17 protein-coding genes and 1 pseudogene are annotated in these 20,260 nt (G+C 58.6%); 15 read left to right on the top strand and 3 right to left on the bottom strand.

Annotation, left to right across the window (positions count from 1 at the left end; translation table 11 throughout):
* The first annotated feature begins 317 nt into the window (after positions 1–317).
* From DFLDMN_RS30885 to DFLDMN_RS30945, 13 genes are all read left to right on the top strand, one after another.
* Positions 318–1,367: a CpaF family protein gene (locus DFLDMN_RS30885; RefSeq protein ID WP_423200741.1), complete on the top strand. Its 1,050-nt coding sequence runs from the start codon at positions 318–320 to the stop codon at positions 1,365–1,367.
* A 20-nt stretch (positions 1,368–1,387) separates the two neighbouring features.
* A complete protein-coding gene (locus DFLDMN_RS30890; RefSeq protein ID WP_423200742.1) occupies positions 1,388–1,732 on the top strand; it encodes a prepilin in 345 nt (114 codons plus the stop codon).
* A 1-nt stretch (position 1,733) separates the two neighbouring features.
* The gene (locus tag DFLDMN_RS30895; protein WP_423200743.1) at positions 1,734–2,063 is read left to right on the top strand and encodes a conjugal transfer protein; all 330 of its coding nucleotides are present in this window, start codon (positions 1,734–1,736) and stop codon (positions 2,061–2,063) included.
* A complete protein-coding gene (locus DFLDMN_RS30900; protein WP_423200744.1) occupies positions 2,057–4,513 on the top strand; it encodes a VirB4 family type IV secretion system protein in 2,457 nt (818 codons plus the stop codon). The genes DFLDMN_RS30895 and DFLDMN_RS30900 overlap by 7 nt, the downstream gene beginning before the upstream one ends.
* Positions 4,514–4,526: 13 nt before the next feature.
* Positions 4,527–5,264 carry a conjugal transfer protein TrbJ gene (locus DFLDMN_RS30905; RefSeq protein WP_423200745.1) on the top strand — a complete coding sequence of 246 codons (738 nt, stop codon included), beginning with the start codon at positions 4,527–4,529 and terminating at the stop codon, positions 5,262–5,264.
* Entirely contained in the window at positions 5,261–6,340 is a 1,080-nt protein-coding gene (locus DFLDMN_RS30910; RefSeq protein WP_423200746.1) for a type IV secretion system protein, read from the top strand. The genes DFLDMN_RS30905 and DFLDMN_RS30910 overlap by 4 nt, the downstream gene beginning before the upstream one ends.
* 3 nt (positions 6,341–6,343) lie before the next feature.
* A complete protein-coding gene (locus DFLDMN_RS30915) occupies positions 6,344–7,576 on the top strand; it encodes a TraI domain-containing protein (RefSeq protein WP_423200747.1) in 1,233 nt (410 codons plus the stop codon).
* Positions 7,576–9,432 carry a conjugative transfer system coupling protein TraD gene (gene traD / locus DFLDMN_RS30920; RefSeq protein WP_423200748.1) on the top strand — a complete coding sequence of 619 codons (1,857 nt, stop codon included), beginning with the start codon at positions 7,576–7,578 and terminating at the stop codon, positions 9,430–9,432. Before DFLDMN_RS30915 ends, traD begins: the two co-directional genes overlap by 1 nt.
* Before the next feature lie 52 nt (positions 9,433–9,484).
* On the top strand, positions 9,485–9,949 hold the full coding sequence (locus tag DFLDMN_RS30925) for a hypothetical protein (RefSeq protein WP_423200749.1): 465 nt from the start codon (positions 9,485–9,487) through the stop codon (positions 9,947–9,949).
* 7 nt (positions 9,950–9,956) lie between these two features.
* Positions 9,957–10,241 carry a hypothetical protein gene (locus DFLDMN_RS30930; protein WP_423200750.1) on the top strand — a complete coding sequence of 95 codons (285 nt, stop codon included), beginning with the start codon at positions 9,957–9,959 and terminating at the stop codon, positions 10,239–10,241.
* Positions 10,242–10,243: 2 nt separating this feature from the next.
* On the top strand, positions 10,244–10,858 hold the full coding sequence (locus DFLDMN_RS30935) for a DUF4400 domain-containing protein (protein WP_423200751.1): 615 nt from the start codon (positions 10,244–10,246) through the stop codon (positions 10,856–10,858).
* A 63-nt stretch (positions 10,859–10,921) separates the two neighbouring features.
* Positions 10,922–11,770: an ATPase gene (locus DFLDMN_RS30940; protein WP_423200752.1), complete on the top strand. Its 849-nt coding sequence runs from the start codon at positions 10,922–10,924 to the stop codon at positions 11,768–11,770.
* Between the two features lie 208 nt (positions 11,771–11,978).
* A complete protein-coding gene (locus tag DFLDMN_RS30945) occupies positions 11,979–13,706 on the top strand; it encodes an ATP-dependent helicase (RefSeq protein ID WP_423200753.1) in 1,728 nt (575 codons plus the stop codon).
* A gap of 56 nt (positions 13,707–13,762) precedes the next feature.
* Here DFLDMN_RS30945 and DFLDMN_RS30950 read toward each other — a convergent pair whose 3' ends face one another.
* The 3 genes from DFLDMN_RS30950 to DFLDMN_RS30960 all read right to left on the bottom strand — a co-directional run bounded on the left by DFLDMN_RS30950 (position 13,763) and on the right by DFLDMN_RS30960 (position 17,823).
* Positions 13,763–15,070 (bottom strand): replication initiation protein, encoded by a 1,308-nt coding sequence (locus tag DFLDMN_RS30950; protein WP_423200754.1) that lies wholly within the window; start codon positions 15,068–15,070, stop codon positions 13,763–13,765.
* 1,002 nt (positions 15,071–16,072) lie between these two features.
* Entirely contained in the window at positions 16,073–17,110 is a 1,038-nt protein-coding gene (locus DFLDMN_RS30955) for a ParB/RepB/Spo0J family partition protein (protein ID WP_423200755.1), read from the bottom strand.
* On the bottom strand, positions 17,110–17,823 hold the full coding sequence (locus DFLDMN_RS30960; RefSeq protein WP_423200756.1) for an AAA family ATPase: 714 nt from the start codon (positions 17,821–17,823) through the stop codon (positions 17,110–17,112). Before DFLDMN_RS30960 ends, DFLDMN_RS30955 begins: the two co-directional genes overlap by 1 nt.
* Positions 17,824–19,494: 1,671 nt before the next feature.
* Between DFLDMN_RS30960 and DFLDMN_RS30965 the strand changes: the two genes are divergently transcribed.
* Together DFLDMN_RS30965 and DFLDMN_RS30970 are read left to right on the top strand one after the other, a co-directional pair.
* Positions 19,495–19,653 (top strand): hypothetical protein, encoded by a 159-nt coding sequence (locus DFLDMN_RS30965; RefSeq protein ID WP_423200757.1) that lies wholly within the window; start codon positions 19,495–19,497, stop codon positions 19,651–19,653.
* A pseudogene (locus tag DFLDMN_RS30970) lies at positions 19,653–19,979 on the top strand (RES family NAD+ phosphorylase); the annotation flags it as partial. The gene DFLDMN_RS30965 and the pseudogene DFLDMN_RS30970, both read left to right, overlap by 1 nt.
* Between the last annotated feature and the right edge of the window lie 281 nt (positions 19,980–20,260).

The following is a 20,260-nucleotide window of genomic DNA, read 5'->3' on the forward strand; positions in this document are numbered from 1 at the left end:
GATGTGGCATCCGGAACCGCGCGCCGATCGCCAGACAGCGCTCATCGTGCTCTCCTTCAACCTCCGCAAAGTCACGTTTTGGGGTGTGCTTAACCCAGTAACCTCACATTTTTATATGAGCTTACTGCGGAAATAGGGTGAGCATGCTCATACTTTCGGGACCTAGCCAGTCCGTGGCGACACGATCGATGGCCACCCGCGCATTGCTATCCATAATGCGTTGGGATGCCACATTTCCGGCCGATCCCAGAAAGCTACGCAAAATGGCATAGCTTTCCGGCCTCCACGCCGTCGATTGCCTGCCAACAATAGCGGGCATGGATTCCTCCGCCAATCACCCGCTCCTGCAGCTCAGTCAACTCGAAGAGAGTGCCGTCGGCATGTTCTTCGAATCGCTGGCACCCATCCGTGAGCACATGACCGCGCCGGACGTGGCCGAAGTCATGATCAACCGCCACGACAATGTATGGGTCGAGCGCCGTGGCGTCATGACTCGACTGGATGTAAGCATCGAGCCCGCAAAGCTCGAAGGCGCCATTCGATCCCTTGCTTCCTCAGTACAGAAATCGGCGGTGCGTGGCACCTCGCAGGGAATCATCAACGCTGGGCACAAGGGTCTGCGTATCGCCGCGGTGATGGCGCCCACCGCCATTGGCGGTCATGCCCTGAGCATCCGCAGGCATCAGGAACGCAATCTGTCTCTCAAAGACTACGTCGCGGCCGGCGCCTTCTCCGCCAAGCACGCGCGGCACATCGATACCGATCGTCCCATCTTCTCCGGACCGGTCGAAGACGAGTCGCTGATGGAAGCCCTGTCGCAGCTGGTGAGACAACGCAAGAACATTCTCGTTGCAGGCGGCACGTCGTCTGGCAAGACCACCTTCCTGAACGCCCTGGTCGAAGTCATTCCAGGCGATGAACGCGTGCTGACGATTGAAGACACACAGGAACTGAAGCCGCGCGTCCCCAATCTGGTCCGGCTTCTGTCGAACAGCGACAAGGGCGTCAGCACCCAGCATCTTGTAGCGCTGTCGCTGCGCTTTCGCCCCGATCGCATCCTTGTTGGCGAGGTGCGCGGCGGCGAAGCGTACGACATGCTCCAGGCATTCAACACCGGCCACGACGGCGGCATGGGCTCGCTTCACGCACCAAACGCGCGCGCGGCCCTCTCACGCCTCGAAAGCATGGCCCTTCTCGGAATTCCGCCGGGCTCCGGCTGGAAGGTCGAGGACATGCGCAAGCTCGTCGCCGACTGCATCCACTACGTCATCCACATGAAGCGCACCGGCGAGATGCGCCATGTCTCCGAAATCATCGAAGTCAAAGGCATCCGCGGCAACGACTATGTTGTCGAGCGCGTCTTTTAACCACACGGAGTTCTTACCGCATGTCTCTTCTGTCCAACGTCCGCGCAGCTGTGACGCGCAAGCAAGTCCAACAGGCCCTGGCCACAACTGTCCTGATGGCGATTGCCAGTTCTGCTGCGGCCGCAGAACTCGCCGCGCTCTCGTCACTCGGCGAGTTCATCTGCGGGATCGCCACCTTCATCAACACGAAGTACCTGTTCGTGGCGGGCCTCATCCTCATCGTGCTGGGCGCGATCGGTATCGCCAATTCGGAGTCGACCATCATGAAGTTCGTGTCGGTGATCTGTATCGGCGTCGGCCTCGCGGCGGCTGCGCCGTCGATCATGACGGTACTCGGCGTCGCGAAGGCCTGCTCGGGAATCTGACATGCGCAAGCATCACGTCAGCATCGGGCTCTCACGGCCACGCCAGATCGGCGGCGCGGTGCGCGGCCTCGCGATCGCCAACGGCACCATCGTCGCGCTCCTGGTCTACGTGACCTTTCGCAGCGGCTGGAAGATCCCGGTCGCCGTCGTGCTGATGGGCATGGCCTTCCACGCGTTGCTGCGCTGGCTCACCTCCCGCGATCCGTGGTGGAACCAGATCCTCAGCGTCTACAACACCTACGGTGATGTGTACGAGTCGCGCCCGTGGCACGGCAAGCTCCATGCGCTTTTCCGCCGCCCCTATGGCTTTGACAGCGACCTGCCATGCTGAAGATCAATCGCCGTCCGCTCTACGAAGTGGCGCCGTGGCTCACCTCCATTACGCCCGAGCTCATCCTGAACAAGGATGGCTCACTGCTTGCCAACTTCGACTTTCATGGCGTGGATGCCGACAGCCCCAACAGTGGGGACATCGAGGCGGCCCGCAACCAGCTGGATCAGGCGTGCAAGTCGTTCGACAACCGTATCACCGCGTGGTGGAAGCTCAGCCATCGGCGCGCGCACGCGTATGTCGGTGGCGAGTTCTCGGAAGCCGCGGATGCGCGCCTCGACGCACTGAACAAGGCGCACCTCACGTCCGGAAAGTATTTTCGGAACGCGCATTCGCTTGCGATCGCGTACACGCCCGAAACTGGGGTGGCGAAGTTCTTCGACAAGGTCGGGCATCACATGACCGTCGGCGGCAAGTCTGTCTACGCCTCCATCTTTGAGGCGACAAAGGATACGGTGTTCGCACGCAGCGCCTTCGCCTTCGACATGGAGAAGATGCAGGCAGACACGCGGCGCTTTGAAGCGATGATCGATGCGTTCACCGGTGGCGTTCCGCGTCTCAAGCTCAACCGCCTCGCCATGCAGGACAGCTATGCGGCCTTGCACCAGGCCGCCAATCCGAGCGCGCCGCCCCGGCGTATCCGCTACCCGGTCACGCTACTCGACACCCATCTGACCGAATCCGAGGTGACGGTTGGCGCGGAGCGCCTGCTGTTCGAGTCGGCGCACGGCAAGCGCTACGCCGGCATCGTCTCGGTCAAGGAATGGCTTGCCTTCCAGGAAGCGGCACTGGACAGCCTCATGCAGATCGATGCCGAGCTCGATGTCTGCATCATGTTCCGCTTCCTCGACACCGCGCGGGCGTCGGCCTATATCGAGAAGGTGCGCCGCTTCTATAAGATGGCGGCGCTCAATGTTGGGGCGATTCTCAAGCAGTACTTTGGCAAGGAAGAGCCCGAGAACGACGAAGGCCGCGAGGAGCTGGCTAAGGAAGCCGGCTTCGCGCTCAAGCGCCTGACCGCCGAAGGCACGCAGCACGGTTTCGCCAACATCTCCATCATCGTCTACGGCGAGACCGAAGCCGAATGCGAGGATGCGATCAGCGAAGTCGTCGGCGCCCTGACCAATGCGGGGTTCGGCGCGATCCGCGAGAAGGCCAATCTCATGCCGGCATGGAACAGCACCCTGCCCGGTCGCTGGGACAAGCAACGTCGCCTGCAGTTTGTCGAAACACCTGCCGTCTCCGATATTGCACCGGTATGCTCGGTCATGCCGGGGCCGACACGCAACAACTGGCTGTCCGAGAAGGCGGGACGGGACATACCACCGCTCACTTGCCTGCCTACCCGCCACAAGACCGCGCAGCGCGTCGACCTTCACCAGCCTGGCGGCAACGGGCACCTGCTCGTGATCGGTCCGATCGGCGCCGGCAAGTCGGTATTCCTGAACTTTCTTGTGTCGCAGGCGGGCCGCCACGGCGCACGCCGGATCCGCTTCGACAAGGACCGCTCGACGCGCATTCCGACGCTACTCAGCGGCGGGGCCTTCGTGGATGTCACCGGCAAGTTCCAAACCGCGACGCACGCTAACCCGCTCTCGCTACTTGGCGACCCAACGAACTTCACCTATGTCACGGAGTGGGTGACGCTGGCTCTCGAGGACGAGAACTTCTCCCTCTCGCCGCAGCAGACGCAGGATGTCTTCGAGGCCGTGAAGATCCTTTCGACCTACAGTCCCGAACTCTGGACGCTCGGCAATCTGTCCACGCAATTGCACGACGAGCTTCGCGAGCGGCTGCAGATCTGGATCAAGGGCGGCCAATACGGCCACTTCTTCGACCACGCCGACGACGCCTTTGCGGTCAGCGACAACCTGTCCATCGAGATGGGCGACCTGTTCGAGAAGTACCCCCGTGCAGCCGCCCTCTTCGTCGATTACGCGTTCTATCGGATCAGCCAGTCCATGGACGGACTGCGCTACACGATCATCGAGGTCGAAGAAGCGGGGTTCTTCTTCCAGCACCCGCGCTTCTACAAGCGGCTCGAGACGTGGATCACCACGATTCGAAAGCTCAACGGTGCCATCTGGATGGCGACCCAGTCGCTGCGCCAGGTGGAGCGCATTCCAGACTTCGAGATTCTGAAGGACAACGTCGGGAACCTGATCTACCTACCCAACAGTCAGGCCAACACGAGCAAGGACCTTTACAAGGACAAGTTCGGCCTCACCGACGACCAGATTCAGATGATCAACGACGCCGTTCCCAACCGCGACTATCTCTGGATCACTCGATCGCAGACCCGCATGCTTCAGAGCACGTTCTCCGAAGAGATGGTCGCCATGCTCCGATCGGATGGCGTCGCGCAGGCCATCCTCGATCGTCATCACGCGTCCGGTCACGCCGACTGGCAACAACACTACGTGCGCGAGATGCTCTCGCGCGTCGCCTAAGGAGATGCAGCGAATGAAAAGATGGATCATCAAGGCCGCGACGGCGGCCTCCCTGGCGTTCAGCTCGCTGGCGCACGCAGGCGGCTTGCCGGTCATCGACTGGGTCAATCTCGTGCAGACCACTATGACTGCCCTCCAATCGGTGAAGGACGAGGTCTACCAGAACACCAACATCGTCTATCAGTACAAGATGATGGCAAATCAGCTGCTCCAGGCGACTGGCCTGGATTCGCAGGAACTATCAGAGCAGCTCGACGCGTTGAGCGACGAGATCAGCAAGTACGAGGACTATGGCAACGTTCTCGTAGATTTGTATGGTGGTCTTTCCGGCAATACTGACTATCTGAACCGCGTTCGTAGCCTCATGTCGGCATCCGGCAAGACGCAAGGTCAATGGCTCGAGGATCAAGTCACGCTGCTAAGCAACGGGAACAAGACCGCTCAGAATCTGTTCAAGCTCGGCGCCGATGTATTCAAGAACACAGAGGCCTTGGCCAAGCGGCGCGAGAAGATTCAGAAGCAAATGAAACTCACGCCCACGGCGCAGGCTGCCGCGCAAACGACTAACCAGATGCTCGACGTCCTGGCGAGCCAGAGTGCCGATCTCCTCAAGCTGATGAGCGCCAAGACGCAGTCAGACGCTGACAATGAACAGAAGTCATTGGCCGTGGAATCCGAATCGGCCGAGCTGGCGAAACAACTACAGAGCGATCGTGAGGCGCAGCGCCAAAAAATTCTGAACCTGAAATGATGACTCAATCGACGGCCATGAGGGTGCGTACGGCGCTGTCATCGATCGCCATCCTGCTGTTCCTCATCATGACATCCGCTCTGGCCAGAGGCGCTACGGCTGGCGAAGGCAACGACTCCGCCGGGGGCACCGCTAGCGCGCCGCAGCAGACAGCCGCCGCATCGCAACCTGGCGATATCGGCGCGGGCGTCAAGAAGGCGCTTGCCGGGATGGACAAGATGCGCAACGGACTGATCTCTGGCGCTACCGCCCTCAGCAATCGCGTCCGCGTGGAATCGGACAAGGTGGCCTTCGGACTCGGCGTCCTCGCGATCATCTTCGCCGGCCTGCGCTTTGCATCGACTAACGATGCTGTCGCGGCGTGGACCGACATGTTGGAAGCATTACTGATCCTCGGTATCTTCACTGCGCTATACATCGGCTACACCGACTTCGGTCCGGGCATCTTCGTTTGGTTCGACAAGATTGCAACCAACTTCAATGGCGGCGTAAGCATCTACGACCTCCCTTCAACGCTAGCAGGCACGGGAGGAAAGTTTTATGACTCCATTATCCGAATTCTCAGTGCCGCGCTTGGCAATCCGCTCCGACTGATCGATGCCGTCGTTGCGGCGATCACTTTCTTGATGGCCATGCTGGCTGTCCTGCTTGCTGCCCTCATTTACGCGTGGTTCATCCTGGTAGGACACCTCATGGTGGCCGTGGGCATCGCCATAGGACCGCTAGCCGTCGCATTTGGAATGTTCGACCTTTCACGAAAGTACTTCTTTGCGTGGCTAGACTATATGGTGACAGGGTCCATGTACCTGGTGGTCGCCTCGATCATTGCTCAGTTGGTCTCAAGCACGCTCCAGAGCACCGTCACCGATATCACAAATGTCGGTACGGACACGACCATTGCTGCCGCTTACGCCCTCTCTGTGGCAGTTGTTCTTGTGTTCATTGCCATGGAGATACCGAAGATTGCAGGCTCTCTCTTCGGCACTGGCGGCGGCATCAGCGGAACCGGTGGCGTCAAGATGCTGGGCCGGGGAGCATGGAACATTGGCGGCAAGCTTGCCGGAAAGCGCAAATAGTCGATGACCGCAAGCACCCATACATCGATGGCTACCGCCGAGCTGATGCAGAGCCATGCGAAGCGCATCGAACTCATTCGCCAGTACGCCAACGAATCCGACGGTACGGCATTCGACGCGAAGTGGCTGTCCGTCTTGACCGCATGCGCAAGTTGGTTTGGCTCGATGCCGCTCAGGCCCGACGAGCATGCAGAGCCAGGCGGCGCCATGCGCGCAACGGTTGAGGCGGCGTACTACGCGATGCGACTGTCCGGGGCGCAGAAGTTTGGTGCCGATCAGCCCTCGGAGAGGCGCCGCCTCCTCGAGCCGCAGTATCTCTATGCCCTCTTCCTCGCGGCAGGGTGTTCCCGGCTTGATGAACCATGCCGCCATTTCCAGTTTTTTCGGGACAGCGACGGCCAAGAGTGGATCCCGGCCGCGCATGGCGCCTTCGGCGTGTGGCTGGGAGACGGCACCTACCAGGTTAAACGACGAGAGCAGTCCACGCCGATCGAGCGAATGAGAACCGCATTGCTCGCACGGGAAATCCTCGGGGCAGAGCGTCTTTCGCGCTTCGATCCCGTAGTGCTCTCGGACCTCTTTGGCGCCATCAATCCCGAACCGCGTCCCACCGGCATGGAGACGCTACTCCACAAGGTCGCCCGGCAGGCGATCGAGACGGTCACGCAGTTTGAGGTGAAGTCACGTCGCGCAGCATTTGCGCCTGACGCCAAGCCAGCCCCGCCCGCCAGTGAGCTCGCGGCATTTGGTGAAGCCACACCAGCCTCGGCCAAGGGGACACGTGTTGACGAGAGCAACGACGGCGCGAGAGCCGCGCCGGCTAATACCCCTTCCCCCGACGTCGCTCCTACGGCAGCGGCATCCCCGGCCGCGCCGACATCGGTAGGCCCGGCCGCCTCGCCTCTGCCAGTGGACGCGGTGCGGCCGACCGACAAGGAGACAGTCGCTGATCCCTTCGCCGAGGCCTTGGCCGGCACGTCGAACCTCATGCGCGACTTCTTCCGCGCTCTCGCCCAGGACGTCGCCGCCGGCAAAGCGAAGGTGTCGTGGGTCGAGAACAAGCTTGCAATCAGCAAACGAATGATCGGCAACTACGGTATGGCGTCGGAGTCTCTGGTGGAAAACCTTCGCAAGTTCAGCCTGCTCTATAAGGTCGTGGGCTCGGACATCCTGCTCGTCGACAAGGTGGCAGCGCTGATCGCTGAACAGCCTGGCGCACCCATGGAGGGGGCGTAATGCGCAGCTACATCAATCATTTCCGGCCAATCTTCGAGTTCCGCGCCCTCGTCGGTTGGGCGCTCGCGATGATTCTCCTGTTGATGAGCGGCATGCCGAACGCAGGCTATTTCGCGCTCTTCGCCTTGGCAATGTTTGCGTTCCGCTCGTTGCAGGTGTGGAGAGCGCTTAAATTTCGCATGGCGATTTCAACAAAATGGCTGACGGTAGTACATATCGCCCATCTCTTGGAGATCAGTCGATCCATGCGCAACAAGCAGGACGCCATGTACTTGGGACTGGGATATGAATGGACACAGCGTCACTGCCAGATCGCACACGATATTCTGCGCATGCCATCCAGCGACATTCCCGGCCTGCCCAAATGGCTGCCGGAGCCTATCGTCGAACGTGTCGAAAAGATCTTTGCACCCGCGGACAGCATCGCAGACACCATGCCACAGGGTCGCTCGTGGATTCATGGCATGGAGCCCAAGAAGGCCTGGGTGCCGTTCCACTACAAAGCGATGCCCGGCCATACTTCGGTCAGCGGCACAACTGGGTCGGGAAAGACTCGTACCTACGAGGTCATCTCCACTCAAGTCATCCACAGTCCCAATGACATTCTGATCATCATCGATCCGAAGAACGACGGCGATTGGGTAAAGCGTGTCAAAAAGGAATGCGAGCGTGCAGGACGTAAGTTCCTTTACTGGAAGCAAGCCGCACCGTCACAGTCGATCCGCTTGAATCCGATTGAGAACTGGTCACAGCCTTCGGAAATTCCGAGTCGCATCGCGCAGCTCATGGAAGAGGGCCCCTTCCGTCAGTTTGCCTTCCTGTTTATCGACCGGGCGGTAAAAGGCGAGCTCTACGTTGGCGACAAGCCCAATCTGCGCTCGATCCTCCAGTACGCGCAGAACGGCATCAACAAGCTGCTCGACCGCGCGCTGCGCAGGTTCTTCCCGGAAGCCGGGATGCCGGACTGGGAAGAAGAGGCTAGTACCTATATGCAGAAAGCGGGCCAGCGACCGGGCGGTACGCTGCTGGATGGCATGGTCCAGCTCTACATGGCGCGCTTCGCCAACAAGGACTTCGGCCACGAAGCGATCGACGGGCTCGTTGCGACGTTCCACCACGATCGCGACCACTACGGCCGGATCATCGCCTCCGCCCTACCGCTGCTCCAGATGCTCGCAACGGGCGAAACCGGCCTGATGCTCGCGCCGAAAGCGGATGACTTCGACGACGACCGCGAGATCTGGGACATCGACAAAGTGATCAAGCAGAAGGCCGTTTTGTATGTCGGCGCCGACTCGCTCTCGAACGCGCTGGTCGCGCAGGCCATCATGTCCATGCTGCTCGCCGATATCGCGTCGGTCGCCGGCGCAATCTACAACTTCTACGAGAAGCCGCCCGAGGTTGTGCTGATCATTGACGAAGTGGCTGAGGCCATCAACGAACAAGTGATCCAGGTCCTCAACAAGGGCCGTGGAGCAGGCTTCAAGGCGTTTGTCGCCTACCAGACACGATCGGATCTGACTGCGAAACTCGGAAACATCGCAAAAATGCAGCAGGTTTTGGGCAATCTGAACAACCAGATCGTTTTACGCTTGGAAGACATCGACACGGCGAACTGGTTCTCGGAGAAGGCGGGTTCGACCGCCATCCAGAACATCGTGGTGTCGAGCAGCACGAGCACCGGTACGGAGGCACATGTCGGCGAGTTCAACGGCTCCGTGTCGCGATCGACTCAGCTCGAGAAGGCGCCTCTCATACCGCCCGAACTGATCATGCAGCTGCCGAACCTGCAGTACTTCCTGCGCATCTCCGGCGGTTCGGTGTACCAGGGCCGTGTCCCGATCATTCAAGGTTAATTTGCCAATGCCCTCCCCTTCTCTCTTCCGACAGATCGTTAAGCAGTACAGAATGTCGACCAAGTTGACACCGATCTTCACGCTGTCGCCTGACCTGGACGACATTTGTAAGCGCGTGGTCGATTACATCGGCGTCAACTTCCGCGTCCGGGAGGAACCGCTTGTCGCCGAGATGCTCGCCGACGCGATCCAGGCGTGGCGGCTGGCACGCAAACACGGGGACGCCAACGTTGCCTTCATGAAAGGGCTCTTCAGCCGCGCCCCCGATTTGTACGTCAAGCGCTATGCCGCCTTCAGGGGCGAGCGCTACCACGTCTGGTACCCCTACCAGGAATCTATCCCCGAGTTCGAGCAACGCCAGCCGTCCGGCTACGTTTGCCAGATGGTGGACGAGCCCACCCCCGGCAAGGTCTCCCAACGCTGCGCCGCATTCCAGCTGGCGGCACGCGTGCTGACTGGATACACCTTCACTAGGTACTTCGAGGACTACGATGTCGCTGGCAACTTTTCACACTGACGCTCACATGCACCTTGCCACCGTGCGTGCTTATCCCGCGAAGCTTGCCGGGCGAGTCGCGACCGGCATCGCCGTGCACCTGCTCAAACTCGAGCCGTCCGTCGCGGCAGCGATTCATGCTTGGCACGTCAACCCTAACCAAGGGGATACGTCTGCGCCCGATGATCTGGTTGATGGCCGCGCGCTGCCGTTCGCCCTCATCGGCATCTCGGTACGCCGGCCCCAGCTCCTGATCGCAGCCATCGCCGCGCTTACGGCGTTGCCTTTCCTCATTCTCTGCAAGCTTCTCTAGACATGGCCAGTCGATTCGCTTCTCACGTCCGTTTGTGGTTGCTCGTCGCTCCTCTCATGATCTGCGCGACAGCGCCATTCCTGCCTGACAAGACCGATTTCGAAATCAGCGAGGCCGAGCAATCGTCAGTGGTCCGCGTTCTCGGTGCCCGTCGGGCGGACCACACCATCGCCGTTGCCAATGAGCGATTTGTTCGGTGGTTCGTCGCACCGGGCGCAGTGAAGGCGTCGTTCTCAGGCTCCGACACCGAGACGATGCTGTCTGATGGCGGAGCAGCGCGGCTCGGACGCAACTGGATGCGCAACTTCTGGCTCACGATCTACCGCGGCGTCTACCGGGCGTCCGTGGCGCAGTACTGGGCGTTTGGCGGACTCGTGTTCCTCGCGGCCCTGCTCAATGACGGTGCCGTGTCGCGCAGGATCCGAGCCGCGTCCGCGGGGTTCGCTAACCCCGTGTCGTTCCACGTGGCGGCACATGGCCTGCTCGTGAGCTTCGGGTTCGGAGCGTCGGCCCTGCTGCTGCCGCTTCCGATCATTGCGTACTGGTGGACCGTCGGCGTTGCCATCGTCGGCATGCTGAGCTGGCGTCTCGCTTCCGCATTCCACGTCGGGCGTTAGCCCGCGTCAATTTACTACCAACCTATTCGGCCACTTGCTGGCCATTCAACCGGAGATATCAACATGACAACGACCGTTGAGTTCGGCGCAGCTTCCGAAGCCTTGGCCGACGATCTTCTTCCCGAGGGCGACGCCAATGCGTCGATCGGCGGCACTGGCGTTTCGGGCACGCCGCCCGAAGATGTGGAAACCGAACTGACGCAGATGGCCGCGTCGGCCGACGCTCTGCGCGCCGAAGGCATCATCAGCACGGCCGATGCCGATGCGAAGAAGGCGGAAGTCGAACGCACACGCAAGCGCTTTCGCGAACTGTCGCCCGAGGACCGCCAGGCGATCGTACGACGCCGTCGCGAGCTTGGCATGCAGATCCTCACGCGTCAGCTTTCCGGCGCAGCAGTGGTCGTGGTCGGCCTCAAGATCAATCACACGCGTCTGCGTCCGCTGTTCGAGCAATGGTGGCCGTACATGAACCGCATGTCGCTGAATCTCCAGCGATTCGGCCAGAACACCTTCTCCCGCGCCGAGCTGGCAACCATCGAGAAATATCTCGAAACCGAGATGGTAAGGATCGAGGAGTATGTCGACGAGCAGCTACGCGTGGCAACGGCATACCGCGAGCAGCGCGAGAAGGACATGATCGCGAAGGGGGACTATGTCTTCCGGCCGGAGATTGTGCGGCCGGCCATCGATCTCGAGGTGCAGGCCTACGCGCGCTTTGCGGTCCGCGCACTGCAGGTTCTGATCAAGTTCGACAAGACCATGGATGAGTTCGACTTCATGGTGTGGAACGGCATCCGCGATCAGACCGACGTCAACGAGGAGGTCACCAGGTTTCTCCGCAAGTTCCAGCCGCTCGGCCTGCGCAGCTTCACGACCCACCTGAAGCTGATGGAGACCGTACGGGCGGTCTGATCACTGCAGTGGGCATATGTCCGGTTTGTCGCCGCTTGTATGCCAACCCGTCATTCTGTCACTCGTACCGTCACGAAATTCCACTTCGTCTCCTCCACGCTTCTGACACCAGGTCTCCGGAACGGTGACTTGGTGTCACTCGATCACCATTAGTCACCGAACTAGGCCACCTCCCTCTCGCCAGTCGACCCTGTCATAGCACTTCACCATGTCTCTAGCCGACGTCCTCGCAAGGTTGAATCCCGCCCAACGTGAAGTCGTGGAGCATGAGGGGCATTGCATTGCCGTAGCAGTGCCCGGTGCGGGCAAGACTGCAACGATATCCGCCAAGGCTGCTGTGCTACTTGAGCGGCCCAATGTTAGGGTGGGTGCCGTGACGTTCAGCAAGGATGCCGCGGTCGAACTTCGCGACCGCATATTGGGGCTCACTGGGCCTGCCGCAAAAGGTCGTCTCATTGCCGGCACCTTTCATTCGTTAGCATATAAACAGCTTTCATCGGCGGCCGGCAAGAGGCCAGATATCGCCACCGATGGCGAGCGCGCGGCATTAGTTTTGCAGCTGCTTCAGGACATGGGTCTGGAATGGAAACTCGAGGACGCAATATCTGCGATCGAAAAGTGTAAGACTGATCTGGCCCCCCCGCCCGCCGATACCACTGAAGGCCAGCTTTGCGCGGCTTACCAGCAAGCGATTGAGCGCAACGGCAGGCTGGACTTTCAAGACCTGATGCGACAGGCCGTCAGCGGCATGCGTGCCGGTACGATCAAGCCTTTCGCTGTCGACGCCTTGTTGGTGGACGAATTCCAGGACGCGGACCCACTTCAGACTGAATGGACCGGAATACATGCGCGCGCTGGATCCGCAACCGTTGTCGTAGCGGACGACGACCAAACTATTTTTTGCTTCCGATCCGCAATGGGCAAAAGAGGGATCGATACCTTTGCAAAAGAGTTTGAAGCGCGCCAGGTTGTGCTGGGGACGAACTATCGTTCGCACTCGGAGATTCTAACTGTTGCGGACAAAGTGATTAGGAACAACCGGGACCGCATTGTGAAGGACCTAGTCTCCTTCAAAGGTCCGGGTGGAAATGTGGGATTCCAACGCCACGATGATGAGTACAAGGAAGCGATAGCTGCGGTCGAAGCAATGTCGTCGGCAGTTCGTGCTGGCAAGAGCGCTGCGATACTAGCGCGAACAAACCGAATTCTTGACCCGGTAGAAGCGATTTGTCGATCGCATGGCGTCAAGTATCACCGCGCTGCTGGACGGTCCATCCTTGACCGTCCGGAGTCGGCCCTGTTCGGCAACCTCCTTGAGCTTATCGAACAATCCGGCACTAACGGACTGGACGCGATGCTCGGATACTCTGGGATCGGAGTTTCCGACCTCCAGATGCTTCAGGGAATCTTCGCCTCGATGAAGGTCGTAGCGACCACGACCAAAAGGGACCTGCTCGCAGCGAGCGTAAGCGAGGATGCCGCCATTAAGTATTTGGATCTGAACAAGCGGTTGATGGAATGGCGATCTCTCTGCGCAAGGGGCTTCCACGCGCTGGTTTTGGACGGCGCTTACGAGTGGATGTTGAAGTGGGCAACGAAAGATCCGGGGAAGCGCTCGATCAACACAACTTATGATGTGCTGTCCCGGCTGAACGGTCGATTCTCGGATCGGCTGGACTTTCTGCGGCGTACCAACAACGAGGCAGCACCCGACGCATTGGTCCTCACCACCTTTCACTCTTCCAAGGGCCTGGAATGGGATCACACTGCCCTCATCAGGTTGGAGGAGACTGTCATTCCTGACGATGGAAGCACGGAAGATGAGGAACGGAGGCTTTTCTACGTTGCGGTCACTCGCGCGCGCCAGCTCATGACGTTGTCGACCGCCAGGAAGAATCCAACATCTCGGTTCGTTGTCGAAGCTGGGCTAGCGTAGTCAAGTCTTCCAGTTACGTCCTAGGGATGAGCTGCGCTATCGCCCCTCCTTCGCGCCTAGATGCCCGTCTTACCTGTGAGAATGAAATTCAGGACATCATCGGAGGATGGCTGCCCCCATGTCTGATCCGCGAGCCAACGGTAGAAGCTCGTTTGTGCGAGCTTGCTGGGCCGCTTCGATGCGCTAAGACGGAGGTCCGCCGCAGCGCATTGGCTGTTGTAACCTTCGATTAGCTGAGCCTGTTCCTCTGCAGCGAGTTCAGCAAAGTACTCGTTGGCTTGCGGCAAGCGGGCAGCGATAAGCAGTTCCATCGCTTCGGCTGGAGAGGTGGCCTTAGGCTTCGGCTGTGCAGCTTCTTCTTTAGCTGCGTCTTGCTTTGCCATCCCTTTACCCCACGCCTCGGCAAGCGCCTTCCGGAAGTAGGCTGGCACGTTGTCGATAGCAGGCGCGTTCTTCTTTGCTTGACGCGCTCGAACATAGGCCAATGCCTCTCGGACCGGCTCGGTTCCATGCGTTTTAGCAAGCTTGCGAGCCTCGCTCGACGGCAGGCCGAGTTTCACCATCGCCTGGATCAATTCGCCGAACCCTTCATCCTCGGGCGCGCTCGATTCCTTGCGTGAGATCTTGAACTGGAGTTCCGCCACGGACCTCCCGACCTTATGCTCGATGAGCTCGATATTGTGATCGGATACCTCACAAATCTCCGCTATGCACGGGTTGAGGACTGCGCGCTTGAAGATCTTGTATTCCTTGTATTTCGTTTCACCCTCCTCCCTGCCGAGGATAAGGTTCCGGAAAACATTCAAGGGGATCTTCGCAGTCATACCGACGCGCTCATAGCGAACCGTGTTCTCCCAGAGCGCCAGCGAGTGAGCTCGTCGGAAGAGCCGCGCAATACGCATGTCGATCATTGCGTAGCGCTCTGGATTGAGCAACTCCTCCCGAATCTGAGGCGCGAACGAATAAGAGAGCAAGGATCCGGTGATCTTCGCACCGGCAAGCAAGGTAGAACCAGTCCAAGTCGCCGTGCCGTCGCTGTTGAGTTGATCCCAATCCACGACCGTGCGCATCAAGGACTTCGCGGTCTCCTTGATGTAGCCAGTGTCTTTCGTCGTCAGTGCGAGGTTCGACATCATCTCCGGTATGGAGATCTGAAAAGTGTCCACGGGCCCGTTCTGACCGAGGCGAAGCTCGATCGCGTTCTTGATGAGGGCATTGAAAAGGCGTCGCTGCTGCAAGGTTAGCGCCCCACCCACGGGAGACACGTGGATGGCTTGGACGGCCTTCTTAAACGGCTCCGGCACCTCTGGCTGTTGAAACAGCGCTATCTGTCCGGCCTTCTGACTCGGCTTTCCCTTAGCCATCGATGCATCCGCGATTCGTGATGGGTGAAATCTTAGACATTGTGCGTTCACCTATCAAGGGCTTTCGGTGCCGATGGTTGCCACCATCACCTTGCTGAAAAGTCTTAGTTTCCACAGACTTATCTGCGCGTCCTGGGATACCGCCTACCCCAAATTCGTTCACCAGCGAGCGAAGAGAGCTACCCAAATTCATGCACCTTTCTGCCCTACGCCCCTCCAGTTAGGAATCCCCTCCAGAAAGGTGAACGTTTTTGGTTGGCTTTCTCACGCAATACAAGAGCTCCGGCGCTTTTCCCCAAATCAGTTCACCCTAAGCAACCCAATGCATTTCACCTTTGCACCGATGGTGCATCAATGTTAGGGGACACTTCGGATTCTTCCCCAACACCGTTCACCTATCTCGCCCCCCAATTTTCTTCACCTTTCTCCTGGAGATGATCTGAGGTGAGTAATCACATTTGGTTCATCGCAGGCCAGCAATCACTAGGTGGCCCTTACAACCGGATGAAGGTGAAACGCATTGGTTGCATCTTCCCAAACTCATCCCCAAAACCGTTCACCATTACATCTCCCCATTTCAATTCACCTGTGGGTCGTGGCCCGGCGGCGGCATGCGGAGCACCCCAAAAACGTTCACTTCCCAGTGCCCCAAAAACCTTCACCAAGGCGAAAATAGGCGGCCCTCCCAAATCCCTTCACCTCTGCCCCAAATCCACACCCCTTTTTCCTCACTGCTGTACACCTGATCCCCAAATCCACAGCCCCTTCTCCCCAACACTGTGCACCATAGTCCCAAATTGGTTCACTTTCACCCATAAAAAGTCTTTACAAACAAGTACTTGTGACGCCTAAAGGTTTACTAAAGGGTTTACAGTGTTTACTAAATCACGTAAACACGTAAGTGCTTCGAGGAATACATGCTGTTCCGCTCGCAATGCCTGGAACCAAAAAAAAACGCCACTCAAGGTGGCGTTCTGAACTCAGCCGTCTCACAACTAAGGTTCACTCGGTTGGGGCGGAGAATTTTGCCTTAAGTTCTTCGATCAACTCCTGTCGCTTCGCAGCATCCTTGAGTGTGATCTCGAAAGTGACCTTTCCCGAGTCCCAGTCCTTCAACACACCCACGTTAGTGCCATCAGGGCCAACCAGCTTGTGCTGTCGGGATGTTTCCTTGGTCTTCCTGGCAGGTCTGGTCTCGTATCGGGTACGAACGATCTCGACGTCCTTTGCCACTGCCGCTTCATCCCTCACCTTCAATGCCATGTCAGTGGCGACGGTCGAGCCGGCTGCCCCCTCGAGGAGTCTGAGTTGATACAGGGTCGTGAGCGCAAAGGACTCTGGCCGCTCCTTGACGATCTCTAGAATTGGCTGGCTGAGCTTCAGGATCGAAAGGGTTTTATTGACGTTTGGCAACGACATACCGGTGACCTCCGCAATCGCGGATTCGCTTCCGTAGACGCCGTCTTTGATGAGTGCTTCCCATGCGATTGCATTGTCTAGCGGGGTCTGCTGCTCGCGTTCAGCGTTCTCCTTATACGACAACTGGTAAAGCTGCTGGTCTGACAGGCCTGGATGAATCAGAAGTCTGATCTTCGATTTACCCGCGACCTTCAACGCGCGCAATCGATAGTGCCCGCCTGCGAGGATCCGTCTGCCGTTTCTGATGGTCGCGATGCCAGGTACAAGCTGTCCATCTGCGCGGATACTCGCAGCGAGCTCATGCACGCGCTCCGGATGGTAAAGACGTCGTGCGTTGAAGGGATTCTCATCGACCAGCGCAATATCGGTCTCTTCGTAGTATGGCTCCGTATCCGAGGCGTCATTCGCAGGAACAACTTCTTGCTTAGACGTCTTGTCCGCTACCTCGCTATGAATGTCAGTGGGACGCTGTTCGACCTCTTCCAGCGGAGCCTTCGCGGCAAAACCATTCGGCTGCCGCTCGACGAGCGCTTGTGCTCGGGCAAAGCGATCGGCCGGCGGTGCGACGGCCAGTGCTTTGGTAGCCTGCTCGCGCATGATTTCAAGCCTGCTCTTCGCCATTAGACTACCTCCGTGTTTTGCTTAGTCGCTCTAGCCTTGCTTGGCCTTTTGGTGACCGGTAGTCCTAATTTCTCCATGACGACGTCGGCCAATGCTTCGACTTCTTTAACCGCGGCTCCAGCTCCCGTTACGCTGTGGACGCTCAAGCCAAACATCTGGGACTCTCCGTATGCGTTGCGCTGCTGCAGCCCGTGGTCGAGCAGCGGGATCTCGGCATCGCCTTGCAGAATCTCTGTGCAGGCTTTAAAGACGTTCCCGCGCCGGGACATTGAGGGTATGCAATACGTCTGCAACGATGGGTTTTCCTCTTTGGCTCTCCGAGCGAGCTCTTTCGCTTCGCGACTTGCCCAGACGTTATCCAGCAATGGAATCACTGGTATGAGCGCCAGATCGGAGACGTTGAGTGCTGCCCACGGTATGGACGACTCGATCGCCGGCGGACAGTCGATGAAGATGAAGTCATAGTTCGCCGCATGCTTTTCAATTTCCCCAAGCATCTTCTCCCTGAGAGGTGCCAAAGAAAGAACCGTGGCAGGGAATGGCTTATCGGCGCCCGCCTGACCGGCCCAGATTGTGCTCGTGCCCTGCTTGTCCATATCCACTAGAAGGGTTCGATGGCCTCGCAACGCGAACGCAGCCGCAAGTTGCATGCAGGTCATGGTCTTCCCACATCCACCCTTCTGATTGAACACCGTGACAATTCTTGCGCCCATGCATTTCTCCAAATATTTAATTTCTAAAATACCATAAGAACAAAAGGTTGATCCATCTCTTTATGGCCATTAAAGGGATTTTTTCGAAAGATTGCTAGGTTCACCCGCCCGTCGTTGCGTGTGTGCGACGAGTGATGATCTTTCACACGTGAAAGCAGATTGAGTAGTGGGGCTGTGTAAGCAAGCTTTTGCCAGACCAGCGTCGAGTGGCTGCCATACCCGACTTTCACACGTGAAACCCTTCCGATCACCGATGTGTGGAATTAGCTATTGTCGGCCCCATTCTGAGTACCAAGAAAATTTAGGGTTACTCCCGAATTGGGAGTGGCTCGGACACAGATCCAAAATGCGACGGCGTGCTGGCCATCAACTTTCACGTGTGAAAGCGCGACCTCCGGGCTCAACATTCGTTTCCAGCAAATGAAATCGGCCCTCCACTGGCCCGGCAGAACGACTTTCACGTATGAAAGCAAGAGCGGTGGCACTGCGCTTGAACTGTCCCATGCCGTGGTCCAGTTCAATACGCTGGTGCCTTCAGTCCTAGGCTCTCAAATTGCCGAAGTGATGCTCCATACAGCAAAGCGTCCTCCGACGCCGCGCTTTCACGCATGAAAGTTTCCTCGCATCTACCACGCGGCTACATGGATCAGCATGATCGCGTGCGGCAGTGGAGCGTCGCGAGACTTCGGGCGGATCTTTCACATGTGAAAGTAGAGGAGGAACCATATTTCTATATTTTAAATAAAACTTATAAAATAATATGGACTATTTTTTGGCCACCCGGCGTAAGGAGCCCCAGAACTCCGCCTCCACGCGCAGCGCATGCGGATCGGGCGATCTTGACCCCCCGGGGTCAATGCCAGTGCTCGAGTCCAAAGTGATGAATCTATGGACGGCGGCCTGGCGGGCTTCGCATGATCCCTTCGAAGACTACCGATTGCAGTCGACGGAGAGACAGCCGGTCGTAGCGTCGGACCATCCGGGAATTGCACTCGGCACCGGATACCGCCGGGCCAAATGCAAAGCACGTCGTCTGCGCCGGTCCCAGGGCGGGAGGAGCACCGGCGCACCCCCGGAATATGGGGGACATGCCGGACGCGCCGCCTCTTCGAGATAGACGAGGTGCGAGCGAGCGTCCTTGCGTTGAAACAACGCGATCGCTGGCGCACACCAATATCTATCGTAAGTGCTTGATAACAAACAGAAGTACGCTTGCGAGACTTTGAATCCGCCCATATTGCAGCACGAAAAGCAATGCAAATTATTTGTTGTGCGAATGCAGACTTCCTTTGTCTGGCGGTGGTAAGACGGCCAGCGCAGTAAGTTGACTTCCGACGGTTGCTTGCAATTTGCCAATAGTACGAAGGCAAACTGCCGAGGCATGCCATGCAAACCATCGGTTTCATCCTTCAGGCGCTTGGCGCCTTATGAGCGCTACCAGGACGATGTGAGTGCGCGTTGAAGCACTTTAGCGCGGCGGCGCCAATCTGGCGACGTTGGCGAGTGACCGGGTGTCGGCGTAGACCCTTGAGCGGCTGTTCGAGACGGGCTCTCGTGGGATGAAGCCGCCTTTATTATTTTATGGCGGACACTGAGTCATCGTTGCGAGAAGGGCCGGCCCCGGGCCGTGGAAGAGCCCGGCAAAGCCATTCGGCTGGCCCGGCCCTGGCGGTGAACACGTTCGGTGATGTGGAGCGCGGGCTGAACTGGCTCCAGCAAAAAGCAGTGGCGATTCGGCGGGATGGCGCCATTGTCTTTAGTCGGAACCGAACAGGGGCACATCTCGCCGAGGAGCAGCTGGTGCAGATCGACGAAGGATGCTTTGCCTGATGATCCTTTGGCGAATCAGCAATTACGCGGATCTCAAAGGCATTGGCGGACCGCGTGCAAGCGGGCGATGGTATTTTCCCGGACAGCCGGTCGTGTATCTCGCGGAACCCCCCGCTGGCGCTGGGTGTACTGGTTCATCAAGACGTCTCGAGAATCGAGGAGCTTCCGAGAAATTACCCGTCCTGAGGATCGAGAGCGATGACACGGTCGCGATCGCCGGTATTGCGGACCTGCCGGAAGACTGGACGCAGGACGCGGGTTGGTCGAGGAGTGCCGGCACTGAATGGCTATCCGTCCGGTCCAGTCTGCTTTTGAAGGTGTCGAGCGTACTGGTGCCTTATGCCCCCGCGGCTCCGAAAGCAAGGAGAGCATGCGCGGGTCATGGTCGCCGCGCTCGGCCTCAAGGATACGAGCTGTGGCCGCATCCGGATGAATTGGATTGAAGATGTAGTTCGACGCGTAGATCGTCCCGGCGCCGTAGCGTCTACGCGCCGAAGCGCAACCAAGGTGCGGCGACGCCGCATCTTAGGGAGCGATTAATAAAGCACAACGATCACTCGCTATTGGACTTTCACGTATGAAAGCTGCGGCTAAAACATCGACGCAT

Source organism: Cupriavidus sp. H19C3, from assembly GCF_049393815.1.
Classification (GTDB): domain Bacteria; phylum Pseudomonadota; class Gammaproteobacteria; order Burkholderiales; family Burkholderiaceae; genus Cupriavidus.